The organism is Pseudokineococcus sp. 1T1Z-3, assembly GCF_037482365.1.
GTDB lineage: Bacteria > Actinomycetota > Actinomycetes > Actinomycetales > Quadrisphaeraceae > Pseudokineococcus.
The window spans coordinates 167626-190471 of record NZ_JBBHZF010000004.1 but is presented as its reverse complement, the minus strand read 5'-3'; the positions used below and the strand labels follow the sequence as shown (position 1 = coordinate 190471).

General features: G+C 76.3%; 26 protein-coding genes. All 26 read left to right on the top strand.

What is annotated here, in order from left to right; all coding sequences use genetic code 11:
- Positions 1–351 precede the first annotated feature (351 nt).
- Positions 352–1725, top strand: coding sequence for a flagellar filament capping protein FliD (fliD, locus tag WDV86_RS02845; RefSeq protein ID WP_339566077.1), 1374 nt, complete (start codon positions 352–354; stop codon positions 1723–1725).
- An 80-nt stretch (positions 1726–1805) separates the two neighbouring features.
- A complete protein-coding gene (gene fliS, locus WDV86_RS02840) occupies positions 1806–2261 on the top strand; it encodes a flagellar export chaperone FliS (RefSeq protein WP_339566076.1) in 456 nt (151 codons plus the stop codon).
- 157 nt (positions 2262–2418) lie between these two features.
- Entirely contained in the window at positions 2419–2772 is a 354-nt protein-coding gene (locus WDV86_RS02835) for a hypothetical protein (protein ID WP_339566075.1), read from the top strand.
- A 347-nt stretch (positions 2773–3119) separates the two neighbouring features.
- Positions 3120–3473 carry a flagellar basal body rod protein FlgB gene (locus WDV86_RS02830; RefSeq protein WP_339566074.1) on the top strand — a complete coding sequence of 118 codons (354 nt, stop codon included), beginning with the start codon at positions 3120–3122 and terminating at the stop codon, positions 3471–3473.
- Positions 3470–3880, top strand: a complete 411-nt coding sequence (gene flgC, locus WDV86_RS02825) for a flagellar basal body rod protein FlgC (protein ID WP_339566073.1) — start codon at positions 3470–3472, stop codon at positions 3878–3880. The genes WDV86_RS02830 and flgC overlap by 4 nt, the downstream gene beginning before the upstream one ends.
- Positions 3877–4227 carry a flagellar hook-basal body complex protein FliE gene (locus WDV86_RS02820; RefSeq protein ID WP_339566072.1) on the top strand — a complete coding sequence of 117 codons (351 nt, stop codon included), beginning with the start codon at positions 3877–3879 and terminating at the stop codon, positions 4225–4227. Before flgC ends, WDV86_RS02820 begins: the two co-directional genes overlap by 4 nt.
- On the top strand, positions 4227–5867 hold the full coding sequence (gene fliF / locus WDV86_RS02815; RefSeq protein ID WP_339566071.1) for a flagellar basal-body MS-ring/collar protein FliF: 1641 nt from the start codon (positions 4227–4229) through the stop codon (positions 5865–5867). The genes WDV86_RS02820 and fliF overlap by 1 nt, the downstream gene beginning before the upstream one ends.
- Complete coding sequence (gene fliG, locus WDV86_RS02810) at positions 5864–6904, top strand: flagellar motor switch protein FliG (protein ID WP_339566070.1); 1041 nt, start codon at positions 5864–5866, stop codon at positions 6902–6904. The genes fliF and fliG overlap by 4 nt, the downstream gene beginning before the upstream one ends.
- On the top strand, positions 6888–7568 hold the full coding sequence (locus tag WDV86_RS02805) for a FliH/SctL family protein (RefSeq protein WP_339566069.1): 681 nt from the start codon (positions 6888–6890) through the stop codon (positions 7566–7568). The genes fliG and WDV86_RS02805 overlap by 17 nt, the downstream gene beginning before the upstream one ends.
- A 296-nt stretch (positions 7569–7864) precedes the next feature.
- On the top strand, positions 7865–9256 hold the full coding sequence (locus WDV86_RS02800) for a FliI/YscN family ATPase (protein ID WP_445262916.1): 1392 nt from the start codon (positions 7865–7867) through the stop codon (positions 9254–9256).
- The gene (locus tag WDV86_RS02795; protein WP_339566067.1) at positions 9253–9699 is read left to right on the top strand and encodes a hypothetical protein; all 447 of its coding nucleotides are present in this window, start codon (positions 9253–9255) and stop codon (positions 9697–9699) included. Before WDV86_RS02800 ends, WDV86_RS02795 begins: the two co-directional genes overlap by 4 nt.
- The gene (locus WDV86_RS02790; protein WP_339566066.1) at positions 9696–10766 is read left to right on the top strand and encodes a transglycosylase SLT domain-containing protein; all 1071 of its coding nucleotides are present in this window, start codon (positions 9696–9698) and stop codon (positions 10764–10766) included. The genes WDV86_RS02795 and WDV86_RS02790 overlap by 4 nt, the downstream gene beginning before the upstream one ends.
- 1085 nt (positions 10767–11851) lie before the next feature.
- On the top strand, positions 11852–12673 hold the full coding sequence (locus tag WDV86_RS02785) for a flagellar hook-length control protein FliK (RefSeq protein WP_339566065.1): 822 nt from the start codon (positions 11852–11854) through the stop codon (positions 12671–12673).
- A gap of 319 nt (positions 12674–12992) precedes the next feature.
- Positions 12993–13469, top strand: a complete 477-nt coding sequence (locus WDV86_RS02780; protein WP_339566064.1) for a flagellar hook assembly protein FlgD — start codon at positions 12993–12995, stop codon at positions 13467–13469.
- A gap of 66 nt (positions 13470–13535) precedes the next feature.
- Positions 13536–14408 (top strand): flagellar hook-basal body complex protein, encoded by an 873-nt coding sequence (locus tag WDV86_RS02775; protein ID WP_339566063.1) that lies wholly within the window; start codon positions 13536–13538, stop codon positions 14406–14408.
- A gap of 211 nt (positions 14409–14619) precedes the next feature.
- Positions 14620–14952: a flagellar FlbD family protein gene (locus WDV86_RS02770; protein WP_339566062.1), complete on the top strand. Its 333-nt coding sequence runs from the start codon at positions 14620–14622 to the stop codon at positions 14950–14952.
- Positions 14952–15716, top strand: a complete 765-nt coding sequence (locus WDV86_RS02765) for a motility protein A (RefSeq protein ID WP_339566061.1) — start codon at positions 14952–14954, stop codon at positions 15714–15716. The genes WDV86_RS02770 and WDV86_RS02765 overlap by 1 nt, the downstream gene beginning before the upstream one ends.
- Entirely contained in the window at positions 15713–16720 is a 1008-nt protein-coding gene (locus WDV86_RS02760; protein ID WP_339566060.1) for a flagellar motor protein MotB, read from the top strand. Before WDV86_RS02765 ends, WDV86_RS02760 begins: the two co-directional genes overlap by 4 nt.
- Before the next feature lie 72 nt (positions 16721–16792).
- Positions 16793–17236 (top strand): flagellar basal body-associated FliL family protein, encoded by a 444-nt coding sequence (locus tag WDV86_RS02755; RefSeq protein WP_339566059.1) that lies wholly within the window; start codon positions 16793–16795, stop codon positions 17234–17236.
- A gap of 165 nt (positions 17237–17401) precedes the next feature.
- Positions 17402–18361, top strand: a complete 960-nt coding sequence (locus tag WDV86_RS02750; RefSeq protein WP_339566058.1) for a flagellar motor switch protein FliM — start codon at positions 17402–17404, stop codon at positions 18359–18361.
- Positions 18358–19080 (top strand): flagellar motor switch protein FliN, encoded by a 723-nt coding sequence (fliN, locus tag WDV86_RS02745; RefSeq protein ID WP_339566057.1) that lies wholly within the window; start codon positions 18358–18360, stop codon positions 19078–19080. The genes WDV86_RS02750 and fliN overlap by 4 nt, the downstream gene beginning before the upstream one ends.
- Positions 19081–19168: 88 nt before the next feature.
- Positions 19169–19771, top strand: coding sequence for a FliO/MopB family protein (locus WDV86_RS02740; RefSeq protein WP_339566056.1), 603 nt, complete (start codon positions 19169–19171; stop codon positions 19769–19771).
- The gene (gene fliP / locus WDV86_RS02735) at positions 19768–20619 is read left to right on the top strand and encodes a flagellar type III secretion system pore protein FliP (RefSeq protein ID WP_339566055.1); all 852 of its coding nucleotides are present in this window, start codon (positions 19768–19770) and stop codon (positions 20617–20619) included. The genes WDV86_RS02740 and fliP overlap by 4 nt, the downstream gene beginning before the upstream one ends.
- Positions 20619–20897 carry a flagellar biosynthetic protein FliQ gene (locus tag WDV86_RS02730; protein ID WP_339566054.1) on the top strand — a complete coding sequence of 93 codons (279 nt, stop codon included), beginning with the start codon at positions 20619–20621 and terminating at the stop codon, positions 20895–20897. The genes fliP and WDV86_RS02730 overlap by 1 nt, the downstream gene beginning before the upstream one ends.
- Before the next feature lie 4 nt (positions 20898–20901).
- Positions 20902–21696, top strand: a complete 795-nt coding sequence (locus WDV86_RS02725) for a flagellar biosynthetic protein FliR (RefSeq protein ID WP_339566053.1) — start codon at positions 20902–20904, stop codon at positions 21694–21696.
- A 54-nt stretch (positions 21697–21750) separates the two neighbouring features.
- Complete coding sequence (locus WDV86_RS02720) at positions 21751–22842, top strand: EscU/YscU/HrcU family type III secretion system export apparatus switch protein (protein WP_339566052.1); 1092 nt, start codon at positions 21751–21753, stop codon at positions 22840–22842.
- Positions 22843–22846: the final 4 nt, after the last annotated feature.

Here is a 22846-nt window from a genome sequence, read left to right as displayed (position 1 = left end):
ACCAGATGGGCCAGGGCGTCCTGTCCCTCCTGCGCTGACCCGGATGGGTCCGGCGTGAGCCGGACCCATCCCGCCCTGTCAGCACGGCACCACCAGTACGCCAGCACCAGCACCACCCGCAGCGGCGGGTCGGGCCTTCCGGCCCGGCCCGCCGTCGGCGTCCCGCCGTGGAGGGCGTCCGGGGACGACGCCGGAGTCGGCCGATGCGCCGTCCGTGCACGCTGCGCAGCCCACCCTCAGGTCCTCTTCCCCGGGCGCCGATGGACACACGAGCCCGCCTCCCGGCGGACGCATGACCAGGGCAGACGGCCCCACCCCACCCGCAGCACCAGACACGACCAGGAGATCGTCATGGCTGGAGGACTCTCCATCGGAGGCCTGTCGAGCGGCCTCGACACGACCACCATCGTCAGCCAGCTCATGGCCGTCGAGTCGGCGTCCCAGACCCAGCTGAAGACGAGGGTGAGCGCGGCGGAGAAGCAGATCTCCGCCCTCCAGTCGATCAACACCCGGCTGTCCTCGATCACCAGCGCGGCGGCGAAGATCCTCCCCACCACCTTCGCCGGGACCCAGGTGGCGGGGACCGCCTGGACGGCGACGACCACGAGCTCCAGCTCCACGGGCGTGAGTGCTACCGCCGTCGCCTCGAGCGACAGTCGGCCCGGCTCGACCACCTTCACGGTCCAGCAGGTCGCGGGGGCGCACTCCCTCGCGACGGCGCCGGTCGCCGCAGACGCCACCGTCGTCCCGGGCCCTCCCTACGAGGTCGCTGTCGAGTTCCCCAGCGCCGGCACGGACGCCGTCCGGCTCCTCGTCGGCGGCAACGGCACCGTCCGCGACGTCGCCGCCGCCATCAACGCCAGCGCCGAGCTCGGCATGCGGGCCACCGTCATCCAGACCTCGCCGGGGGAGTACCGGCTGCAGGTCTCGGCCACCACGACGGGCAGCGCCTCGCAGTTCGAGCTCACCGGCCTCGCCGACGACGTCCCGACCCAGGTCGTGCGCCCCGGCCAGGACGCGGTGGTCGACCTGGGCGGGGGCTTCCTCGTGGCCTCGGCCACGGGCAGCTTCGACGACCTGCTCCCCGGCGTCTCGATCAAGGTGCTCCCGGGCTCCGAGCAGCAGGACGTCACCGTCTCGGTGGCCCAGGACTCCTCCGCGGCGTCGACCGCCGCCAAGAATCTCGTCGACTCCGTCAACGTGGCCCTCTCCGAGCTGCGCAGCCAGAGCGCCACCACGCCGGCGACGTCCAGCGGTGGCAAGAGCACCGCAGGTCCGCTGGCTGGGGACGGCGCGGTCCGCGGCACGATCTCGGCGCTGCTCTCAGCCGTCACCGCCAGCGGCGTCTCCCCGGCGGAGGCGGGCATCGAGCTCTCCCGCGACGGCACGCTCTCCTTCGACCAGGCCCGTTTCGACGCTCTCGTGGCGGCCGACCCGGCCAAGGCCCAGTCTTTGCTCACCGGCCTCGCCGAGCGCTTGTCCGGGGCGGCCACGGCGGCCAGCGACCCGACGACCGGGACCATGACCACCTCGATCACCGGTCGGCGCAGCACGGTCTCGGACCTCACCGAGCAGGTCGAGCGCTGGGACACCCGCCTGGCGCTGCGACGCAGCACGCTCGAGCGGCAGTTCGCCGCGCTGGAGACGGCTCTCTCGGGCCTGCAGGCGCAGTCCGGGTACCTCGCCAGCCAGATCTCCGGTCTCCCGAGCTGGAGCAGCAGCTGACCTGCCCCTTGCTGCCGCGCAGCGGCTGACGTCCACCCCACCCACCGCCCCGACCGGGGGCGGACGACGAGAGGACCACCGTGCACAACCCCGCCGCCGCACGCGCCCGCTTCATGGCGGACGCCGTCGCCACGGCGTCGCCGGCCAAGCTGCTGACGATGCTCTACGACCGGCTCGTCCTCGACCTCTCCCGCGCCGAGCGGGCGCAGGAGACCGGCGACCGGGGAGAGGCCAACACCCAGCTCCAGCACGCCCAGGACGTCGTCACCGAGCTGCACGCCAGCCTCGACACCTCCGGCGCCTGGGCGGGAGCCGCAGGCCTGGCCGGGCTGTACACCTTCCTGGCCTCCGAGCTCGTCGAGGCCAACGTCACCGGTGACCCCGCCCGCACGGCGTCCTGCCGTGCCGTCGTCGAGCCGCTGCGCGAGGCCTGGCACCAGGCTGCCGCCCAGGTCGGGCAGGGCGCCCCGGCCGTCCCCGCCCAGCGCGCCGGCAGCTCCGCGCCCGCCGGCGGCCTCCTCAGCGTCAGCGCCTGAGGCCGCGATGTCGGCGAGCACCGGAGCTCGGCCCGCGACCCGGGACGTCGGCGTCGTCGCGCCGGTGCCGGCCCCGCGCCGACCCCCGACCCCGACCCGCCGCCCTGCCCCCGCGGGGGGTCGGCCCCGCGGCGAGGCCCCGACGACCGCCGTCCCCGTGCAGGTGGATGGGCCCGCCGACTTCACGGCGAGCTGGGAGGCCGCCCTGACCGAGCTCGAGGTCGAGGTCGCCGCCGCCGAGGAGCTGCTCGCCCGCCTGCACCGCCAGGGCGAGCTGCCCGACCCGGCGCCTCGCAGCCCGTGGGTCCCACCCGTCGGCCTCGGGCCCCTCCCGCTGCCGCTGGCCGACCGGGCCCGCGCCCTGGCCGACCGCCAGGCCCGCGCCGCCGAGGCGATCGGCCGGGCGCTCGTCCTCAACCGGCGCCAGGCCCGCGCCGCCGGTGCCCTCGCCGACGCCCGCGCCCAGCACCGCGGTGGCAGCCCCGCCGTCTACCTCGACGTCGCCCTCTGAGGACCCTCGCCCCCGAGCCCGTCGCAGCCTGCTGCGGCGGGCTCTCGGCGTCCGCGCGGCGCGTCGCGGGAGGAGGGTGACGCGTCAAGGTCGCATCGCGGAAGAGGGCGGGAAAGGTTGCGCGAGCGTGGGTCTGGGAGGCGGGCGAGGTTGCCGAGGGCAGCCCGCCAGCAGGCGCGCCGACGGCTCACCCACCTGGCGCAGCGGCCCGCCACCCAGACGGCCGTCGCTCAAGCGGAGCAGCGCGACCGCCGAGATCACCTGTGAGCAAGGACAGCTCATCCTCGGCCACGGACCGGCCACGCACCTCGCCCTCGCGGGCGATCGAGCAGAGGCAGGACCGCCCGGTGTTCTCCGACATCACGAGCACAGCGCTGCGGGTCGCCCTCGGCGGCCTCGCGGCCCGCCAGCGGGCGACCGCGGACAACGTGGCCAACATCGACACCCCGGGCTTCCTCGCCGGGCGGGTGCAGTTCGAGGACTCCCTGCGCGACGCCGTCCGCACCGGTGAGGCGCGCCGCGTCGGCGCCACCGGCCCGACCACGGTCCGCTCGCTCGAGCCGACCCGCGAGGACGGCAACAACGTGAACCTCGACACCGAGTCGATCTCGAACACCGACACGGTCCTGCGGTACCAGCTGCTCACCCAGGCCGTCACCGACCGCATGTCCCTCCTGCGCACGGCGATGAGGACTCAGTGACCATCTTCTCGGCCATCGGCATCGCCGGCACCGGCGCGACCGTGCACCGCAAGTGGCTCGACGCCGTCAGCGACAACATCGCCAACGTCAACACGGCCCGCGCCAGCGACGAGGCGGCCTACCAGGAGAAGCGGGTCCTGGTCGAGGCCGTCGACTACGGCGCCGGCACGGGCGGCGTGCGGGTCGCGGGCGCCGTCAACGCCTCGTCGGCGGAGGGGCGCATGGTCTACGAGCCCGATCACCCGCTCGCCGACGACGACGGCTACGTGCGCTACCCGGACATCGACCTCTCCAGCCAGATGTCCCAGATGATCATGGCTCAGCGTGGCTACCAGGCGAACCTCGCCGTCGTCGACCGCGCCCGCGAGACCTACCTCGCGGCCCTCCGGATCGGGTCCGGCGGATGAGCGTCATGGGGATCGAGGCCGTGGGCGGCGCCACCGCCGGCGTGCGCCCGAGCCTGCCGTCGATGCCGACCGGCGCGCTCACCCCGCCCGGGCTCGTCGAGGAGCCGGCCGGCTCCGCCGACGTCACCCGCGCCTTCGGGGCGGCGATGGCCCAGGGCCTCGGCAGCGTCCAGGCGATGGAGGCCACCGCCGACGCGAAGGCCGTGCAGGCGGCGACCGGTGACCTCACCGACGTCCACGACTACGTCATCGCGGCGAACCAGGCCAAGCTCGCCACCGAGCTCACGGTCGCCGTCCGCAACAAGGCGGTCGACGCCTTCACCGAGATCATGAGGTTGCAGGCCTGATGGGCAGCGCAGCAGGAGCCCTGGAGCCACTCCGCCGGGTCGGCTCGACGTTCGGGGCCTTCACGGCCGCGCAGAAGGTCATCGCCGTCCTCGGCGTCGCGGGCCTCGTGCTCGGCGGGGCGATGTTCTACCGCTGGGCCAGCGAGCCGACGATGACGCCGCTCTTCTCCAACCTGGCCATGAGCGACGCCGGAGCCATCACCGAGCAGCTCGACTCCAGCGGCACGCCGTACGAGCTCGCCGACGGCGGCGCGACCATCCTCGTGCCGCAGGACCAGGTGTACGCCCTGCGCCTGGACATGTCGGCCGCCGGCCTGCCCGGCGACGCCGGCACCGGGTACGCGCTCCTCGACGAGCAGGGCGTCACGGCGTCGCAGTTCCAGCAGCGGACCTCGTGGCAGCGAGCCCTGGAGGGCGAGCTCGCCACGACCATCGGCTCCATCAGCAGCGTCGAGAGCGCCCGCGTGCAGCTGGCCATCCCCGAGGACGACGTCTTCGCCGACACGGCCGGCACCCCGACCGCCTCGGTGCTCGTGCAGACCCGACCGGGCCAGACGCTCTCGCGCACGCAGGTGCAGTCGGTCCTCAACCTCGTCGCCTCCAGCGTGGAGGGCATGAGCCCGGAGGACGTCACGGTCGTCGACGGCGAGGGCACGCTGCTCTCCGCCGCCGGTGCTGGCGGCGGCGCGGCGGGAGGCCTGCGGGAGTCCCAGACCGCCGACTACGAGGCCCGTGTCGCGGCCGCCCTGCAGCAGGTGCTCGACCGCGTCGTCGGGCCCGGCAAGGCCGTCGCCACCGTCACCGCCGACCTGGACTTCGACGACGTCGTCAGCACGGCCGAGGAGTTCACCCAGCCCGAGGGGGGCCCGCTCGCCCTCACCGAGAACGGCGCCGAGGAGGAGTACACCGGTGCCGGCGGCGCCCTCGTCGGCGGCCAGCTCGGCGGGACAGGCATCCTCGGGCCGGACAACATCGCCGTGCCGAACGCCGCGACGGAGGCCACCGACGGCACGGCCGGCGGCTACACGAGCAGCTCCACGGACCGCCAGAACGGGGTCAACAAGACGACGACGCAGACCCAGTCCGCGCCGGGCGCCGTCCGCCGGCAGTCGGTCTCGGTCGTCGTCGACACCGAGGCGTCACGGGCCGTCGACATGCAGGCCCTGCAGGAGGCCGTCACGGCGGCCGCCGGTGTCGACCCGGCCCGGGGCGACGTCGTCAGCGTGTCCCAGATGCCCTTCGACACGGCCGGCGCGGAGGCCGCCGCCGAGGCCGCCGCGGCGGCGGACGCCGCGGCGGCCGCGGCCGAGCGCACGACGCTCCTGCAGACCGCCGCGGTGCTGCTGGTCGTCCTGCTGCTGCTGCTCGTCGCGGGCGTCGCGGCCCTGCGCCGGCGTCGGCGCCTGCGGCGAGAGGCCGAGGAGGAGGACTACGACCTCGGCGCGATGGAGGCCCTCCCCGCCCCCGTGCCGCCCCCCGCCGCGCCCGTCGCGGAGATCCCCCTGCAGCGCCCGGCGCTGGAGCAGCTGCCGAAGGACTCGGCGGCCCTCGCCCGCGAGCAGGTCGTCGACCTCGCCGAGCGTGACCCCGACGAGGTGGCCGGGCTGCTGCGCAGCTGGCTCACGGCGGACCAGCGATGACCGCCCTCGCCGTCCGGTCCGGCTCGGACCTGGCGCTGACGAGCAGCCAGAAGGCCGCCGTGGTGCTCGTCCAGCTCGGCCGCGAGCAGGCCGCGCGGGTCCTGGCCCGCATGGGCCCGGTCGAGGTCGAGGAGCTGGCCGCCGAGATCGCCCGCCTGGGGGCGCTGGACCCGGAGACCGCCGACGGCGTCATCTCCGAGTTCCGCGACCTCGCGCGCGCCGGCTCGAGCCACGTCGCGCGCGGCGGCATGTCCGTCGCCCGCGACATCCTCGAGGCCACCCTCGGGTCGGGGCGCGCCGAGGACGTCCTGGAGCGGGTCGCCATCGCGACGCCCGGCAAGGTCTTCGACTTCCTCCTGGGCATGGAGCCGCGCCAGATCCTCAGCTTCCTCTCCGGCGAGCACGCCCAGACGACGGCGCTCGTCCTCGCCCACCTCTCGCCGCCGCAGGCCTCCACCGTGCTCGCGGGCCTGCCGGCCGCCACGCAGACCGAGATCGCCCACCGCCTCGCGGTGATGGACCGCCCGGACCCCGACCTCGTGGCGCTCGTGGCCGAGGACCTCTCCCGCCGCAGCTCGCGGATCATCCCGACGGCGGCCTCCACCGCGCCCGTCGGCGGTCTCCAGCCGCTCGTCGACCTGCTCGCCCGGGCCGACCCGGCGACGGAGAAGCTCGTCCTCGAGGGCCTCGACGCCCGCGACCCCGAGCTCGCGGAGGCGGTGCGGCAGAAGATGTTCGTCTTCGACGACATCACCGGCCTGGAGGACAAGGCGGTCCAGCTCCTGGCCCGCCAGGTCGAGACGGCCACCCTGGCGCTCGCCCTCAAGGGCACCGAGGAGGCCACCCGCGACAAGGTGCTCTCCAACGTCTCCGAGCGGGCCCGCGAGAACCTCCTCGAGGAGATCGACCTCCTCGGCGCCGTGCGGCTGTCCGACGTCGAGGAGGCCCGCGGCGCCGTCGTCGCGGTCATCCGCGGCCTGGAGGCCTCCGGCGAGATCGTCCTGCGACGAGAGGGTGCTGATGAGTACGTCTCCTGACCGGGCGGGGACCATGACCTTCCCGCTCCCGCGGCAGGACGGGCCGCCGCGCCCGGCGCCGTGGCTCGTCGGCGCGGACAGCGTCCGGGGTGCCGGCAGCAGCGGCGGGGAGGGGCGCGGCGACGGGCGGGCCGCCGGCTACGCCGCGGGCTACGCCTCCGGCTGGGCGGCCGGTGCCGCAGCCGCGGCGCAGCGGGCCCAGGCCGCGCTGGACGCCGAGCTGGAGCGGCGCCTCGCCGAGCGGGCCCGCGAGCGGGAGCAGGCCCGCAGCGCGCTGCTCGCCCTGCTGCGCGCGACGGCTGACCTCGACGCCCGGCACGTGCCCGTCATCGGCGAGTGCACCGACGCCCTGGCGCGCACCGGCATCGAGCTGGCCACGGCCGTCGTGGGCGCCGAGGTCCGCGGGGGCGCCGGGGCCAGGGCCGCCCTGCTGCGGGCGCTCGCGCCCTGCCCGCCGGCGGGCGCCGTCGTCGTCCGCCTGCACCCCGGCGACCTCGTCGAGGTGCGCGCCGCGGGCGAGGTGCCCGACCGGGTCGAGCTGGTCGCCGACCCCTCGCTGGAGCGGGGCGACGCCATCGCCGAGCACCCCGGCGGCAGCGTCGACGCCCGCCTGCGCGCCGCGGTGGACCGCGCGCGCGAGGTCCTGCTCGGCGCCGGCTCGTGAGCGGGCGCAGCGCCGCCGGCCACCCGAACAGCCCCCCTCCGGCGAGCCCCTCCATCTCTCCGGCGAGCCCCTCCATCTCTCCGGCGAGCACGGTCGCGGAGGCGCTGCAGGCCGAGCGGCCGACGACGCCGCTCGGCCAGCGCTGGAGCGCCCCCACCCAGCGCGGCGTGCGGGAGCGGGCGGGCGCGACGCCGCAGCCGCTCGAGGTCGTGGCGCCGCTCGGCGCCACCCCCGTGCCGCTGCCGCGCAGCGCCGCCCCGGTCGCCGTGCCGGCGCTGCCGGTGGGGGCCCAGGCGCTGCGCTCGCGCCTCGCCGCCGCGGTGCGCGCCGCCGCGCCGCTGGAGCTCGGCAGCGTCCGCGCGGTCAGCGGACTGGCCGTCGAGGTCGTCGGGCTGAGCGCCGGCATCGGCGAGGTGCTCCAGGTCGGGCGCGGCGCCGACGTCGTGCGCGCGGAGGTCGTGGGCGTGCGCGGCGGGGTGCTCGCCTGCATGCCGCTGGGCCGCGCCGAGGGGCTGGCCGCCGGCGACCCCGTGCTGCGGGTCGCCCGCCGCCTCACCGCGAAGGTCGGCCCCGGCCTGCTCGGCCGGGTCCTCGACGGCCTCGGCGCCCCGCTCGACGGCGCCCCGCTGCCCGCGGACCTCGTCGAGGTGCCGCTGGACGCCCCGCCGCCGCCCGCGCTCTCCCGCCAGCGCGTCGTCGAGCCGCTCCCGCTCGGCGTCCGCGCGCTCGACACGCTCGTGCCGGCCGGCCGCGGCCAGCGGCTCGGCCTGTTCGCCGGCTCCGGCGTCGGCAAGTCGAGCCTGCTCTCGATGGTCGCCCGCGGGGCGCAGGCCGACGTCGTCGTGCTCGCCCTGGTCGGCGAGCGCGGCCGGGAGGTGCGCGAGTTCCTCGAGGAGGACCTCGGCCCTGAGGGCCTGGCCCGCAGCGTCGTCGTCGTCGCCACGAGCGACGAGCCCCCGCTCGTGCGCCTGCGGGCCGCCGCGACGGCGACCGCCGTCGCCGAGCACTTCCGCGACATGGGCCTGTCGGTCCTGCTGATGATGGACTCGCTCACGCGGGTGGCCACGGCCCAGCGCGAGATCGGGCTGTCGGTCGGCGAGCCGCCGGCCACGCGCGGGTACCCGCCGTCGGTCTTCGCGCTGCTCCCGCGCCTGCTGGAGCGGGCCGGGCCCGGCGTCACCGGCTCCATCACCGGCATCTACACCGTCCTCGTCGACGGCGACGACCACGACGAGCCGGTGGCCGACGCCGCCCGCTCCATCCTCGACGGCCACGTCGTCCTCGACCGCAAGCTCGCGACCGCCGGGCACTTCCCGAGCGTCGACGTGCTCGGCTCCGTCTCGCGCGTCGCCTCCCGGGTGACGACGCCGGACCAGCGCAGCGACGCCGCCGCCGTGCGGCGGGCGCTCGCCGCGCGCCGCGACGCCCAGGACCTCGTCGACGTGGGGGCCTACGTGCCCGGCGCGGACCCGCTCGTCGACGCGGCGCTCGCGGCGGCGCCCTCGACCCGGGCCTTCCTCACCCAGGCCGTCGACACGGTCGCCGACGTCGAGACCTCCTGGGCGGCCCTCTCCGGCCTCGCCCGGCTGCTCGACCCCGACGCCCCGCCGCCGCCCTCACCGCCGCTGTCGCCCGCCGCCGGGCTCTACGACGGACGTCCCGGACTCGCGCTGGCGGGCAGCGCATGAGCGGCTTCCGGCTCGCCGGGCTGCTGCGCGTGCGCCGGACCCAGGAGAAGCTCGTCGCCGCGGACGCGGCGCGCGCCGCGGGCGCGGCGCGAGCGGCCACGCAGCTGCACGCCGAGGCCCGCGCCGTCCTCGGCGCGCACGAGCTCAGCGACCGTGGCGCGGCCGGCTGGGCCGGGGCCGTCGCCGCCCGCTCCGCCCTGCGCGTGTCCCTGCTGCAGGCCCAGGCGGAGGCCGAGCTCGCCGCCGGTGGCGCGAGGGAGGCCGCCGGCGTCCTCGCGGCGGCCCGCGCGCGGACCAAGGCGCTGGAGCAGCTGGAGGCGCGGCACGCCGCCGAGGTGGCCAGGGCAGCCCTCAAGGCCGAGCAGCACCGCGTCGATGACCTGCGCAGGGCGCCGTCCACGGACGGCCGGCACGAGCACGACGACGAGGGGGACGACGAGTGAGCGGCATCGCCGCGGTGCAGTCCCGCCTGGCCGACATCCAGTCCCGCCTCGCCCAGCTCGCCCCGCCCGCCCCGGTGACGACGGCGGCCTCGTCGGCGGCCACCACCGGCACGGCGGCCACCACGGCGTCGACGGCGGCCTCGTCCCAGCAGTTCTCCGACCTGCTCAGCGGGCTCGTCCAGGGCGGCGGCCCCGCCGCGGCCGTCCCGGCCCAGCGCACCGGGTCCGCCACGGGCGGCCCGAGCGGCGAGCAGCTCGTCGAGGCCGCGAAGAAGTACCTCGGCGTCCCCTACCGCTGGGGCGGGACCGACCCGGCGACGGGGCTCGACTGCTCGGGCCTGGTGCAGCGGGCCTTCAAGGACCTCGGCGTCGACGTGCCCCGCGTGGCCAAGGACCAGGGCCGGCTCGGCGAGCGGGTGCCCGACCTCGCGTCCGCGCGCCCCGGCGACCTCGTCGTCATGGACGACGGCGGCCACATCGGCATCTACGTCGGCGACGGGAAGATGCTCCACGCCCCGCGCACCGGCCAGGACGTGACGATCTCGACGGTCTGGGAGACCCCGACGGCGATCCGCCGGGTCCTCGGCGCCGAGAGCCCCGCGCCGGCCGCGGGAGTCCTCGACGCGGCCGCCGCCCGGCCCGCCGCCCTGCGCGGCGAGGCCATCCGCAGCGACGTGAACGCCGCGGTCCGCGGCTACGAGCCGCTCTTCGCCGCCGCCACGGCGCGCTACGACCTGCCCGCCGGTCTGCTCGCCGCGGTCGCGCAGCAGGAGTCGGGCGGCAACCCGCGCGCCGTCTCCCCGGCTGGTGCGCGGGGCCTCATGCAGTTCATGCCCGCGACGGCACGGGGCCTCGGCGTCGACCCGATGGACCCGGCGCAGGCCGTCGACGGCGCCGGGCGCCTGCTCGCGCAGCACCTGCGCCGTTACGACGGCTCGGTGCCGCTGGCCCTCGCGGCCTACAACGCGGGGCCGGGGGCCGTCGACCGCTACGACGGCGTGCCGCCCTACCGCGAGACGCAGCACTACGTCCGCACCATCACCTCCGCCCTCGGGATGGCCGCATGAGCGGCGGGGTCGGCGGCGGCGTGCCCACCGGCAGCCGGGGCCCCGCCCGCGGGGTGCTGGACGCGGTGGCCGGCCCGGCCGCGCGGGCCGGCGGCCGAGAGGGCGGCGAGCCCGCCTTCGCCGACGTCCTCGCCGGGCAGGTCCGGCCGGAGCCCAGGTCGGAGGCTCGACCGGAGCCCCGGCCGCCGGCCGGGTCGAGAGCCCGGCCGGCGCCCCCGCACCGCCCGGCGGGGCCCGCGGAGCAGGGGAGCGACCGTCCCCGGCTGGACCCGCGCCTCCTGCGCGGCCGCGACCACGCCTGGTCCCTCGACCCCGTGCCCGGCGACCGCGACGCCTCTTCCGCGCTCCCGACCGTCGCCGCCGACGTCGCTGCGTCGGCGACGCCGACCGGGGGCGCTCCTCTGGCCGACGCCGTCGGCGACGCAGGGCTGGTGGTGCCCGGACGCGGCAGCGGTGACGCCGAGGTGGTGCCGACCGGGCCCGCGGCTGCGCCCGCTCCCGCAGGTGCGGACGTCGTGCCCGCGGCCGCCGGCCCCAGCCCGTCCAGCCCGTCCAGCAAGGACGCCCCGGTCGACGCGCGCGCGGTCGCCGCCGCGGCGGCGACGGGTCCTGGCGCGGCGGCGACGAGCACGGCTGGCTCCGCCGGCATGGCGGGAGCTGGTGGCACCACCGGGTCGGCCCTGCCTGCGTCCGCCCCGCACCCCTCCGGCCCACCTGCCGCTGGCCCTCCGTCCTCTGGCCCTCCGTCCTCTGGCCCTCCGTCCTCTGTCCCACCTGCCGCTGGCCCGACGGGCGGCGTGCCCTCGTCCGAGCCGACCATCCCGGCGACCGCGCCCCCGCCTGCCGCTGCCGCGTCGGCCCCGCCGGGCACGTCCGGCCCGGCGGGCACCGCGGCGCCCGAGGGCGCGGCGGGGGAGGGGCCGGCCGGCGTCCTCGCGCCCGACCTCACGACGGCCGCGGGACCAGCGGCCGGGCGGCAGGTCCCCGCGGGCGTGGGGACGCCGCCGGAGGCCACCGGGACGCAGCGCCCCTCCGCTGCCGCGACGGCCCCGCCTGCGACGGCTGGGCCCGCGACGGCTGGGTCTGTGACCGCTGGGCCCGGAAGAGCCCCCGCCGACCAGGCGGCCGCCGACGTCACCGCGGCAGGTCCCACCGCCGCGGACCTCGCCCCTGCAGACGTCCCCGTCGTCGCGTCCCCGTCCTTCGGCGGTCCCGCGGCGGCGGGCGCCGACCCCGCGGCGGCGGCCACCTCTCCGGACCCCGCACCGGGGGCCGCGTCGCCGGCCGGCGCGGGGGCGCCCGGTGCCGCCACGGCGGCGGTCCCGGGCCAGGCGGGCACAGCTCCCGCGGCGTCGCCGGCGGCCCAGGCGGCGCCCGCCGTCGCGGCCGTGGGCTCGCCGACCCCGTCGGCCCCGGCCGCCTGGGTCGCCGCCGCGGCCCAGCCCGGGGCCGGCGGCGGGCTGCCCGACCAGCTCGTCCCTCGTGCCGTCGCGCTGCGGCGGCTCGGCGACGGGGTCCACCGCGTCGTCGTCCGGCTGCAGCCGGAGACCCTCGGCCCCGTCCGCGTCGTCGCCGAGGTCAGCGGCGGGGCCCTCCAGGTCCAGCTCCTGGCCACCAGCGACGCCGGGCGTGAGGCGCTGCGCCTCGCCCTGCCCGAGCTGCGCCGCGACCTGGCGGGTGCCGCCACCGGTGCGACCGTCGACCTCGGTCCTGACGGGTCGTCGTCAGGCAGCCCCGACGGCCGACCCGACGGCCGACCGGACGCGGGGGGCTGGTCGGGCGGGCGCGAGCGCGCCCCGCGCTGGGCCCACGGCACCCCCCTGGCTGCGCCGGGAGCGGGTGGCGTCGCGCCGAAGCCGGTCTCGGTCCGCAGCGGCGTCGACGGGCGCCTCGACCTCCTCGTCTGAGCGGGCGGGCGGCAGGCCGCCGCCGCGCTGGACCCCGCGCGCACGGGTCCCTCCTCGCCCGTCTGCGGCCACTCTCGGGAGCACGGCGTCGGTCGCGGCGCACCCTCGGCGCGCCGTCGCCCCGGCCCGTCGGCGCCGCCGTCACCCGCTCGGCCCAGCGCCGGGACGCTCGCGGGCTGCAGGGGCACCGCCAGAGGTCCAGACCTGAGGCGCACGTGCCGACGCACACCCGGAAGGACTCGCAGAAGGCCTGCCGCGCAGGGCCGTCCGGAGGACGGCACTCGCCCGGCCAGGTCGAGACAGACGAAAGGAGGTCACCGTGCCGAGCATCTCCTCGGTCCCGCAGGGCTACACCGCGGTGACGCCCAGCACGACCACGGCGGCGAAGGCCCCGGGCGTGGCGACGGACGCCCTCGGCAACCCCGTGCGCGTCCCGAAGCAGACGCTCGACAAGGACGCCTTCCTGCAGCTCCTCGTGACGCAGATGCGCTACCAGGACCCGAGCTCGCCCATGGACACCACGCAGATGATGGCGCAGACCTCGCAGCTGACGACCGTCGAGCAGCTGACGGCGCTCGTCACGTCCAGCCAGGCCGCCTTCGCCTCGCAGCAGCAGCTGTCCTCGGCCGCTCTCGTCGGCCGGCAGGTGGCCTGGACCGACCCCGTCACCGAGGTCACGGGGAGCGGGGCCGTCTCGGCCGTCCGCTTCACCGCCGACGGCCCGCTCCTGCGCGTCGGCGACGCCGACGTGCCGCTCTCCTCCGTCACCGGCGTGACCGCGCCGGCGGCCTCCTGACCCCCGCCGCCCGACCCGCCCGACCACCCGACCGACCCAGCACCACCCCGCCTGAGGAGGCGCCCCGTGCTCCGTTCCCTGTTCACCGGCATCAGCGGCCTGCGGGCCCACCAGATGATGATGGACGTCACCGGCAACAACATCGCCAACGTCAACACGACCGGCTTCAAGGGGTCACAGGTGACCTTCCAGGACACCTTCAGCCAGCTGCTCCAGGGCGCTGCGGCGCCCGTCGAGCCGAACCGCGGCGGCACCAACCCCTCCCAGGTCGGGCTCGGCGTCCGCGTGGCCGGCATGAGCACCAACTTCGGCAACGGCGCGACCCAGGTGACGGGCCGCAACACCGACATGCGCGTCGACGGCGAGGGCTTCTTCGTCGTCAACGCGGGCGGCGAGCAGATGTTCACCCGCGCCGGCTCCTTCAACTTCGACCTCGAGGGCCGTCTCGTCACGCCCGAGGGCAACCTCGTGCAGGGCTGGCAGATGGACGCCACGGGCGCGGAGCAGGGCGGCCACGGCACCGCGGCCGCCATGACCCCCATCAACCTCAACGCCTCCACCCCGGCGGGCAGCACCCTCACCGGCTACAAGATCGGCTCCGACGGCGTCATCACCGGCGTCTTCCGCGACGCCGCGGGAACCCAGACCCAGCAGGCCGTCGCCCAGATCGCCGTCGCCACCGTGACGAACCCGGGCGGGCTGGAGAAGGCCGGGTCCTCGAACTACCGCGCGAGCGTCAACTCCGGCGACGTCGCCGTCAACGTCCCCGGCGGGGGCGCCAACGGCACCCTGTCCACGGGCGCGCTGGAGATGTCGAACGTCGACCTCGCCCAGGAGTTCACCAACCTCATCATCGCCCAGCGCGGCTTCCAGGCGAACTCCCGCGTCATCACCAGCTCTGACGAGCTGCTGCAGGACCTCGTCAACCTCAAGCGCTGACGTCGCCGGCTGCGCACCGGCCCACGGTGCGCGACCACCGCCGCGCGGCGCCGCCGAGCACCCGCTCGGCGGCGCCGCGGGGGCTCCACCGCCACCCGGCCGCCCGCTCAGCCCGAGCCGGCGGCGGCCGATGGACAGCACGTGGCCCACGGACGGGCCCCCGCGCGGTGAGGCACCACCACCGCCCCACCGCTCGCCAAGGACGGACACCATGATCATCCTGACCCGCCTCGCGGGCTCACGCTTCGCGGTCAACCCCGACCTGCTCGAGCGTGTCGAGTCCACGCCCGACACCGTCCTGACCCTCCTCGACGGCACGAAGTACGTCGTCGCGGAGCCGCTCGAGGACGTCGTCGCCCGCGTCGCCGACTTCCGGGCGACCGTCATCGCCACCGCCCGCCGCCTCGCGGAGGGCACCGCGGACGACGCCCGCGCGCCGGAGCCCGGCCTCACCGACGTCTCCGCCGGCGCGGCCGACTGGCCCGCCGACGTCACCCCCCAGCTCGCGCCGGCCGTGCCGCTGCGCCGCCGCAGGAGGTCCTGATGGACCCCGCGACCATCGCCGGTCTGGTCTTCGCCCTCGGGTCGATCCTCACGATGATGATCCTCGAGGGCGGCAACCCCATGGCGATCTTCCTGCCGGCGCCGATGATCCTCGTCTTCGGCGGCACCTTCGGCGTCGCCATCGCCGGCGGGCTCCTGAAGGACGCCAAGGCGATCGGCGGCTCCTTCAAGAAGGCCCTGCTGACCCCGCCCAAGAAGATGGACCAGACGGTGGAGACCATCGTCGGGCTCGCCGAGCGGGCCCGACGCGAGGGCCTGCTCGCGCTGGAGGACGCCGTCAAGGAGGTCGACGACGAGTTCCTGCGCGACGGCCTGCAGGCCGCCGTCGACGGCACCGACCCCGAGGACCTGCGGACGATGCTCCTGGACCGCAGCGACCAGAAGGCCGCCTCGGACGCGCGGGGGGCCAAGTTCTTCAGCGACATGGCCGGCTACGCGCCGACCGTCGGCATCATCGGCACCGTCATCTCGCTCGTGCACGTGCTGGAGAACCTCTCCGACCCCGGCAGCCTCGGCCACATGATCGCCGCGGCCTTCCTCGCGACCCTCTGGGGCGTCCTCACGGCCAACGTGTTCTGGATGCCCATCGCCAACCGCCTCAAGCGGCTGGCCGAGGTCGAGGCGGCCCAGATGAACCTCGTGGTCGAGGGAGTCCTCGCCATCCAGGCCGGCTCGAACCCGCGCCTGGTCAAGCAGCGTCTCGCCAGCCTCGTGCCGGCGGGTGAGCTGAAGGACGCGGCATGAGCGCCGGCGGGGCGCACGGGCGCAGCCGGCGCGGCGCGCACGGCGGTGGCGGTCACGACGGGCCCGACGAGCGCTGGCTCGTCAGCTACGCCGACATGATCACCGTGCTGATGGCGCTCTTCATCGTGCTCTTCGCCATCAGCCAGGTCGACGCGCAGAAGTTCCTCGAGCTGCGCCAGGGCATGGCCGACGGCGTCGGCGCCAGCTCGACCATCCCGGTCGACGGCGGCTCCGGGCTCCTGGAGAGCAACGGCTCGGTCGCCGCGCCCGCCTCGCCGCAGGTGGCCGTGCAGAACGAGCAGGTCGACGTCGCGGCGGGCAGCTCCGGTGCCTCCACCGCCAGCGCGGCCGACGCCTCCGGCCCGGCGATGCAGGCGGCCCGCGAGGAGGTGGCCCGGCTGGACGACATCGAGCGCGAGCTGCAGGCGGCGCTGGACTCGGGCGGCCTCGGGGACCGGGTCGACTTCCGCGTCACCGACCGCGGGCTGGTGGGCGCCATCGTCGCCGACGACGTCTTCTTCGAGCCGAGCAGCGCGGTGGTCCGCGGCACGGGCCAGCAGGTCGTCGACGTCATGGCGCCCGTCCTGGCGGGCGCGCCGCAGCTGCTGGAGCTGCAGGGGCACACCAACTCGCTGCCCGTCGTCGGCGGGCAGTACCCCAGCAACTGGGAGCTGTCCGCCGCCCGGGCGGCCGCCGTCGTGCGCTACCTGCAGGCCGACGGCATCGCGCCGGAGCGCATGACCGCGGTCGGCTACGGCGAGACGCGCCCCCTCTACCCCGGGGACGACGCCGCAGCCCTCGACGGCAACCGGCGGGTCGACCTCGTCGTCGTCTCCGACCAGCCCGCCGAGGTGCGGGCGCTGCTGCCGAGGGCCCAGGAGGAGCTGGACACCGGGGCGGCGCCGCCAGCGGTGCAAGTGGCCCCCGCCGACGTCGACCTCGCGCCGCCCGTCCAGGCGTCCGCAGCCGACCTCGCCGAGACCCACGACGCGGGGGGGCACTGACCGATGGCTGGCCGTACCGCCGTCCCCCGCGCCGCCGCGCCCACCGCCACCCCACGACCCCGGGAGAAGACCATGGCCAGCAAGACCGCCCCCGCCGAGAGCGAGGCGCCGCCGAAGAAGAAGAAGCTCCCGCTGGTCGTCGGGGCGGTCGTCCTGCTGCTCGCCGCCGCCGCGGCGGTGTGGTTCCTCGTCCTCGCGCCCGACGACGCCGAGGCCGCGGAGCCCGAGCCCGAGAAGGGCGACGTCGTCGCCCTCGACCCGGTGTCGATCAACCTCGCCGACGGCTCCTACCTGCGCCTCGGCATCGCCCTGCAGCAGACCGCCGACGCCGCGCACGAGGCCGACGGCAGCGAGGCGCTGGACCTGGCGATCTCGCTGTTCTCCGGGCGCAGCGTGGAGGATCTCGCCGACCTCGACCACCGCGCCGAGCTGAAGGGCGAGCTGCTCACCGAGGTCGAGGAGGCCTACCACGACGAGGTGATGGACATCTACTTCACCGAGTTCGTCACCCAGTGACGTCCGTGACGACGCGCTGAGGGCCCTGGCGACGCGCTGAGAGCCCGGCGCGCCCCCGGGAGGACCGGTGGACGGGCCAGGGCAGGCGCGGGACCGGTGGCAGCTGGCGCACGTGGTCCCCCGGACGGGCTCAAGGCCGCGCCGGGGGCGGCCGATGACAGGCTCGTGACCACCCGAACAGCCCAGCCCGCGCCGCCGGCGCCAGCGGGGAGGAGCCGCTCGGGCAGCGCCCGGGCCCGACGTCGCAGCACCGTGACGGCCTGGGACTTCCGGGCCTCCGGTCGCATCTCGCGCGAGCACCTGCGCCTGCTCGAGCTCGCCTTCGAGACCTTGGCGCGCCAGTGGACCACCCAGATGGTCACCCGCCTGCGCGTCGACGTCGGGGTCGAGCTGCGCGCCGTCGAGCAGTCCACCTACGACGAGCACACGAGCACGCTGCCCGTGCCCTCGCCCCTCGTCGTGCTCGGCACCGCCATCGGCTCGACCGGTCTGCTCCACATCCCCGCCGAGCTCGTCCTGGCCGTCGTCGACCACGGCCTCGGGGGCCCGGGCGGGGTCCAGGAGGCCCGCGAGCTCACCGAGCTGGAGGTCGGCGTCCTGCGCGACCTCGGCGACAAGTGCACGGTCGCGCTGGAGTACGCCTTCGCGACGATCACGAGCCTGCAGGCCCACCGCACCGGCACCGAGCAGATCCCCCAGCTCGCGCAGGCGGCGCAGTCCTCCGACCAGGTCGTCGTCGCCCGCCTCGGCGTCACCGTCGGCACGACGACGGCGGAGGCCACCCTCGCCCTCGTGCTGGCCCCGCTGCAGGCACGCCTGTCCGCCGGCACCGCGCCGGTCGCCCGCACCGACGAGGAGCTCGCCGCCGAGGCGCGCGCCCAGGCCGCGGTCGCCGGGGCCATGCCCGAGGTCCCCGTCGAGGTCGGGCTGCGGCTGTCGGACACGCCGACGACCTCCGGGAAGGTCCTCGCCCTCGCCGTCGGGGACGTCGTCCGCCTCGCCCACCCCACGCACCGCCCCCTGGAGGTCGTCGTCGCCGGGCACGCCCTCGCCCGGGCCGTCCCCACGGCCTCCGCCACCCGTCTCGCCTGCATGGTCGTGTCCACCGAGGAGGACCCGCGATGAGCGCCACCGCCACCACCGTCTTCGAGCTGGCGGAGGTCGTCGCGGCGGCCGGCGCCGCCGCCCCCCTCGTGCCCGCGCAGGCGGCCCTGGTCGTCGACCACGGCGCGGACGGCTCTCCTGCCCGCCGGCCCGAGCTCTCGGCGCCCATGGTGTCTGCCCCCTTCTCGGGCGTGCGCAGCGGCGTGGTGTCCCTGGTCCTCGACCCCTCGACCAGCGCGGCCCTGGCCGCGGACCCGGCCGGCCTGGGCGCCGACGGGCTCGGCGAGGCGCTGCGGCCCGCCCTCGAGGCCGCCGCCACGAGCCTCGGCCCGGTCGTCCTCGGCCCGGTCGGCGTCGGCACCGCCGGTGACGCCGACCTCGCCGCCGCACCGCTCGTCCCGCTGCTGGCCGCCGGCGAGCCGGGCGCCTGGCTCTCCCTGTCGGGGGCCGGTGACTCCCCGGCGCCCGTGCTGCCGTCGGTCCCCCTCGACGGCGCCGCCGGGATGCGCCTGCTGCGCGACGTCGAGATGACCCTCTCGGTGGAGATCGGCCGCGCCCGCATGACGGTGCGCGAGCTGCTCACCCTCGCCCCCGGCCGCGTCGTCGAGCTCGACCGCGCCGCCGGTGCGCCCGCGGACCTGCTCGTCAACGGCCGGCTCGTCGCCCGCGGCGAGGTCGTCGTCGTCGACGAGGACTTCGGACTGCGCATCACCGAGATCCTCGGGGCCGACCAGACCTGAGCGCGCCGGCGGGGCGGCCGCCGCACGGCGAGGCGCCCTAGCCCCCCAGCTACCTACCACTGCACGCAAGACCAGGAAGGAGGACGACGTGGACACCGTGGGGCTTCTGCTGCGCGTCGCCGGCTCGCTGCTAGCCGTGCTCGGGCTCGTGTGGATGGTGCGGCGCGGGATGCTCCGCTCCGGCGGAGGGCGCGTGCGCGCGGCCGTCGGCGCCGTCACGGTGCTCTCGCGCCAGCAGCTCTCGGGCCGCGCGAGCTTGGCCCTGGTGCAGGTCGGCCAGCTGGGCCTCGTCGTCGGCGTCACCGACCAGGGCGTCACCCTGCTGGCCGAGCGGCCGGTCGACGAGCTGCTGGCGGCACCGGCCGACGTCGTCACCGGTGCCGGCCGGCCGGCCCGTGCGCCCCGGCGCGAGCCCGTCGAGCTCCCCGTCGAGGCCGCCGCGCGCGAGGGCTTCTCCCGTGAGCTGGCGGCGCGCCTCGCCGAGGTCGACGCGGACGCGGCGACGTCGCCGGCCTCCGGCGGGCGAGCGACCAGCCCCGCCCGGCCAGGCCCAGCCGCGCCGCAGACGGTCGCGCCGGAGACGGTCGTGCCCGCGCAGCGCCGCTCCTCCCCGCTGGCCGGCTCGGCGCTGTCCCCGGCGACGTGGAGCCAGGCCGTCGACGTCCTGCGGGCCAGGACGGTGCGGCGGTGAGCGCCCTGCGCCCGGCCGCCGGGGCGGCCTCGGCCACGACCGCCGCGCGCGCCCCGCGAGGTGCCCTCCTGCTCGTGCTGGTCCTGCTGCTGCTCGCGGCGCTCGCGCTCCTCGCGGCGCCCTCCGCGGCGGCGGCCGGCACCGAGGGGCTCGCCCCGGGCGCTGGCCCCGGCGTCTCGGTGCAGGTCGAGGGCGCCGACGGCCAGCCGAGCAGCGCCCTGGTCATCCTCCTCGGCATCACGGTGCTGTCCGTGGCCCCGGCGCTGCTGCTCATGATGACGAGCTTCACGAAGATCTTCGTGGTGCTCTCGATCACGCGCAACGCCCTGGGGCTCACGGCCGCACCGCCGAACCAGGTCCTCGCCGGGCTCGCGCTCTTCCTCAGCCTCTTCGTCATGGCGCCGGTCCTGAGCCAGGTCAACGACCTGGGCGTCCAGCCCTTCCTGGCCGGTGACCTCGACCAGACGCAGGCGCTGAGCGCCGGCGTCGCGCCGCTCAAGGAGTTCATGCTCGGCCACGTCCGGCCCGACGACCTCGCGCTCGTGACCCGGGCCGCGGACCGGCCCAACCCCGAGACCCGCGCCGACACACCGCTGCTCACGCTCATCCCGGCCTTCGTGCTCTCGGAGCTGCGCGCCGCCTTCATCATCGGCTTCGTCATCTACGTGCCGTTCCTCGTCATCGACCTCGTCGTCTCGGCGGCGCTGATGTCGATGGGCATGATGATGCTGCCGCCGGTCACCGTGTCGCTGCCCTTCAAGCTCCTGCTCTTCGTCCTCGTGGACGGCTGGGGGCTCGTCATCACCGCCGTCATCGGCACCTACACCGGCGCGGGCGGTGGCGGCTGATGGACGACGTCGCGGTCCTCCAGGTCGCCGTCCAGGCGATGACGGTCGGCGCCAAGCTCTCCGCCCCGATCCTCCTCACGGCCCTCGCCGTCGGCTTCGTCATCTCGCTGTTCCAGTCGGTCACCCAGATCCAGGAGGTGACGCTGAGCTTCGTGCCCAAGGCCATCGCGGTCGGCATCGCCCTCCTCGTCTGCGGGCGCTGGATGATCATCGAGATGGTGAGCTTCACCACCGAGCTCTACGGGCAGATCCCGGGCCTCGTCACCGGGACCGGCTGACCCGGTGGAGGTCTCGCTGCCGGTGGAGCAGGCGGTCGGCCTCGGGCTGGCGAGCCTGCGCGTGCTCGGGTGGCTGCTGCTGGCCCCGCCGTTCTCCTACCGCGGCTTCCCCGGACCGGTGAAGGCGCTGCTGGCCCTCGCGCTGGCGCTCGTCGTGCAGCCCGACGTCACGCCGCTGGTGCGCGGGGGGCTCGGGGCCGGGGGGCTCACGGCCGGCGCGATCATGCTGGCCGCCCTCCAGGAGCTGCTCGTCGGCGTGGCCCTGGGGTGGTTGTGCTACCTCGTCTTCGCCGCCGTCCAGAGCGCCGGGGACCTGCTCGACGTCTTCGGCGGCTTCCAGCTGGCGCAGGGCTACGACCCGCTCATGCAGAGCGGCTCCAGCGTCCTCGGGCGGATCTACCAGCTGCTCGCCCTGGCGCTGCTCTTCGCGACGGGGGGCCACCTCGTCGTCCTGGGCGGGCTGCTGCGGACCTACGAGGTGCTACCGGTCGGGACGAGCATCGACCTGTCCGTCGTGGCCCGCGTGGCCACCGAGGGCATCGCCGGGCTCATGCTCGCGGCGCTGCAGATCGCCGGGCCGCTCATCGCCGTCCTCTTCCTCACCGACGTCGGCCTGGGGCTGCTCACGCGGGTGGCCCCGCAGCTCAACGCCTTCGCGCTCGGCTTCCCGCTGAAGATCCTCGTGACGCTCGTCCTCGTGGGCCTCGGCGCCAGCCTGCTGCCCGACGTGGTGCGCAGCCTGGCCGACCAGATGGCCGAGACCGTCCTCGGCACGGCCCGCGCGAGCGCCGACGGATGAGCGGGCACGTGGGCGTCCTGCGCCCGGCCGGCTGCGACGTCGAGGAGGTGAGGCATGGCCGGGTCTGACTCGGGCGAGAAGAGCGAGAAGCCCACCGAGAAGCGCCTCAAGGAGGCGCGGGCCGAAGGACGGGTCGCCCGCTCGGCGGACGTCGGCGCCTGGCTCGGCATGGCCGCCGCCGGCGTCGTCCTCCCGCTCACCGTCACGCGGGGGTGGGCGGCGGCGCAGACCTCGCTGGAGCACGTCCGGGACGTCGCGCGCACCCCCGACCCGCAGCTGGCCGTCGCGGCGCTCGCGGAGGGGCTGCGGGCCGTCGCGCTCGTCATGGCGCCGCTGGCGGCCATCACCGTCGTCGTCGCCATCGGCGCCGCGGCCGCCCAGGGCGGCCTTCACCCGGCGACGAAGAACTTCAAGCCGCAGTTCTCCAAGCTCAACCCCAAGCAGGGCCTGACCCGCATCCTCGGCCCGCAGGCCTGGTGGGAGGCCACGAAGATCCTCCTCAAGTCGGTGGCCCTCGGCGTCGTGCTCTGGCTCGCCGTCCGGGCCCTGCTGCCGGTGCTGGTGGGCGCGGGCGCGCTGCCGCTGGCCGCGACGGTCGACGCCGTCCGCGGGGGCACGGCGACGCTGATCAGGACCGCCGTCGTCGCGGGTCTCGTGCTCGCGCTCGCGGACTACCTCGTGGTCCGGCGTCGGACCATGAAGGGGATCAAGATGACGCACAAGGAGGTCCGCGACGAGCACAAGCAGACCGAGGGCGACCCGATGCTCAAGAGCGCCATCCGCTCCAAGCAGATGGCGATGAGCCGCAACCGGATGATGGCCGAGATCGCGAGCGCCGACGTCGTCCTGCTCAACCCGACGCACGTCGCCGTCGCCCTGCGGTACGAGCCCGGCAAGGGGGCCCCGCGGGTGGTCGCCAAGGGCAAGGGCGTCATCGCCGCGAAGATCCGCGAGAGGGCGACCGAGCACCGGGTGCCCATGGTCGAGGACGTCCCGCTCGCGCGGGCGCTGCACGACGCCTGCGCGGTTGGCCAGGAGGTCCCCGCCGACCTCTACACCGCCGTCGCGCGCGTGCTCGCCTTCGTCATGCGGCTGCGGACCCGCGGCGTCGCCTCGGGCAGGCACCGGATGCCGCAGCTGGCCTGAGCGG

Coding starts and splice junctions, on each gene's coding strand:
- fliD (WP_339566077.1), top strand. CDS start 352: ATGGCTGGAGGACTCTCCATCGGAGGCCTGTCGAGCGGCCTCGACACG.
- WDV86_RS02820 (WP_339566072.1), top strand. CDS start 3,877: ATGAGCGTCATGGGGATCGAGGCCGTGGGCGGCGCCACCGCCGGCGTG.
- fliF (WP_339566071.1), top strand. CDS start 4,227: ATGGGCAGCGCAGCAGGAGCCCTGGAGCCACTCCGCCGGGTCGGCTCG.
- fliG (WP_339566070.1), top strand. CDS start 5,864: ATGACCGCCCTCGCCGTCCGGTCCGGCTCGGACCTGGCGCTGACGAGC.
- WDV86_RS02805 (WP_339566069.1), top strand. CDS start 6,888: ATGAGTACGTCTCCTGACCGGGCGGGGACCATGACCTTCCCGCTCCCG.
- WDV86_RS02795 (WP_339566067.1), top strand. CDS start 9,253: ATGAGCGGCTTCCGGCTCGCCGGGCTGCTGCGCGTGCGCCGGACCCAG.
- WDV86_RS02770 (WP_339566062.1), top strand. CDS start 14,620: ATGATCATCCTGACCCGCCTCGCGGGCTCACGCTTCGCGGTCAACCCC.
- WDV86_RS02765 (WP_339566061.1), top strand. CDS start 14,952: ATGGACCCCGCGACCATCGCCGGTCTGGTCTTCGCCCTCGGGTCGATC.
- WDV86_RS02760 (WP_339566060.1), top strand. CDS start 15,713: ATGAGCGCCGGCGGGGCGCACGGGCGCAGCCGGCGCGGCGCGCACGGC.
- WDV86_RS02755 (WP_339566059.1), top strand. CDS start 16,793: ATGGCCAGCAAGACCGCCCCCGCCGAGAGCGAGGCGCCGCCGAAGAAG.
- fliN (WP_339566057.1), top strand. CDS start 18,358: ATGAGCGCCACCGCCACCACCGTCTTCGAGCTGGCGGAGGTCGTCGCG.
- WDV86_RS02730 (WP_339566054.1), top strand. CDS start 20,619: ATGGACGACGTCGCGGTCCTCCAGGTCGCCGTCCAGGCGATGACGGTC.
- WDV86_RS02720 (WP_339566052.1), top strand. CDS start 21,751: ATGGCCGGGTCTGACTCGGGCGAGAAGAGCGAGAAGCCCACCGAGAAG.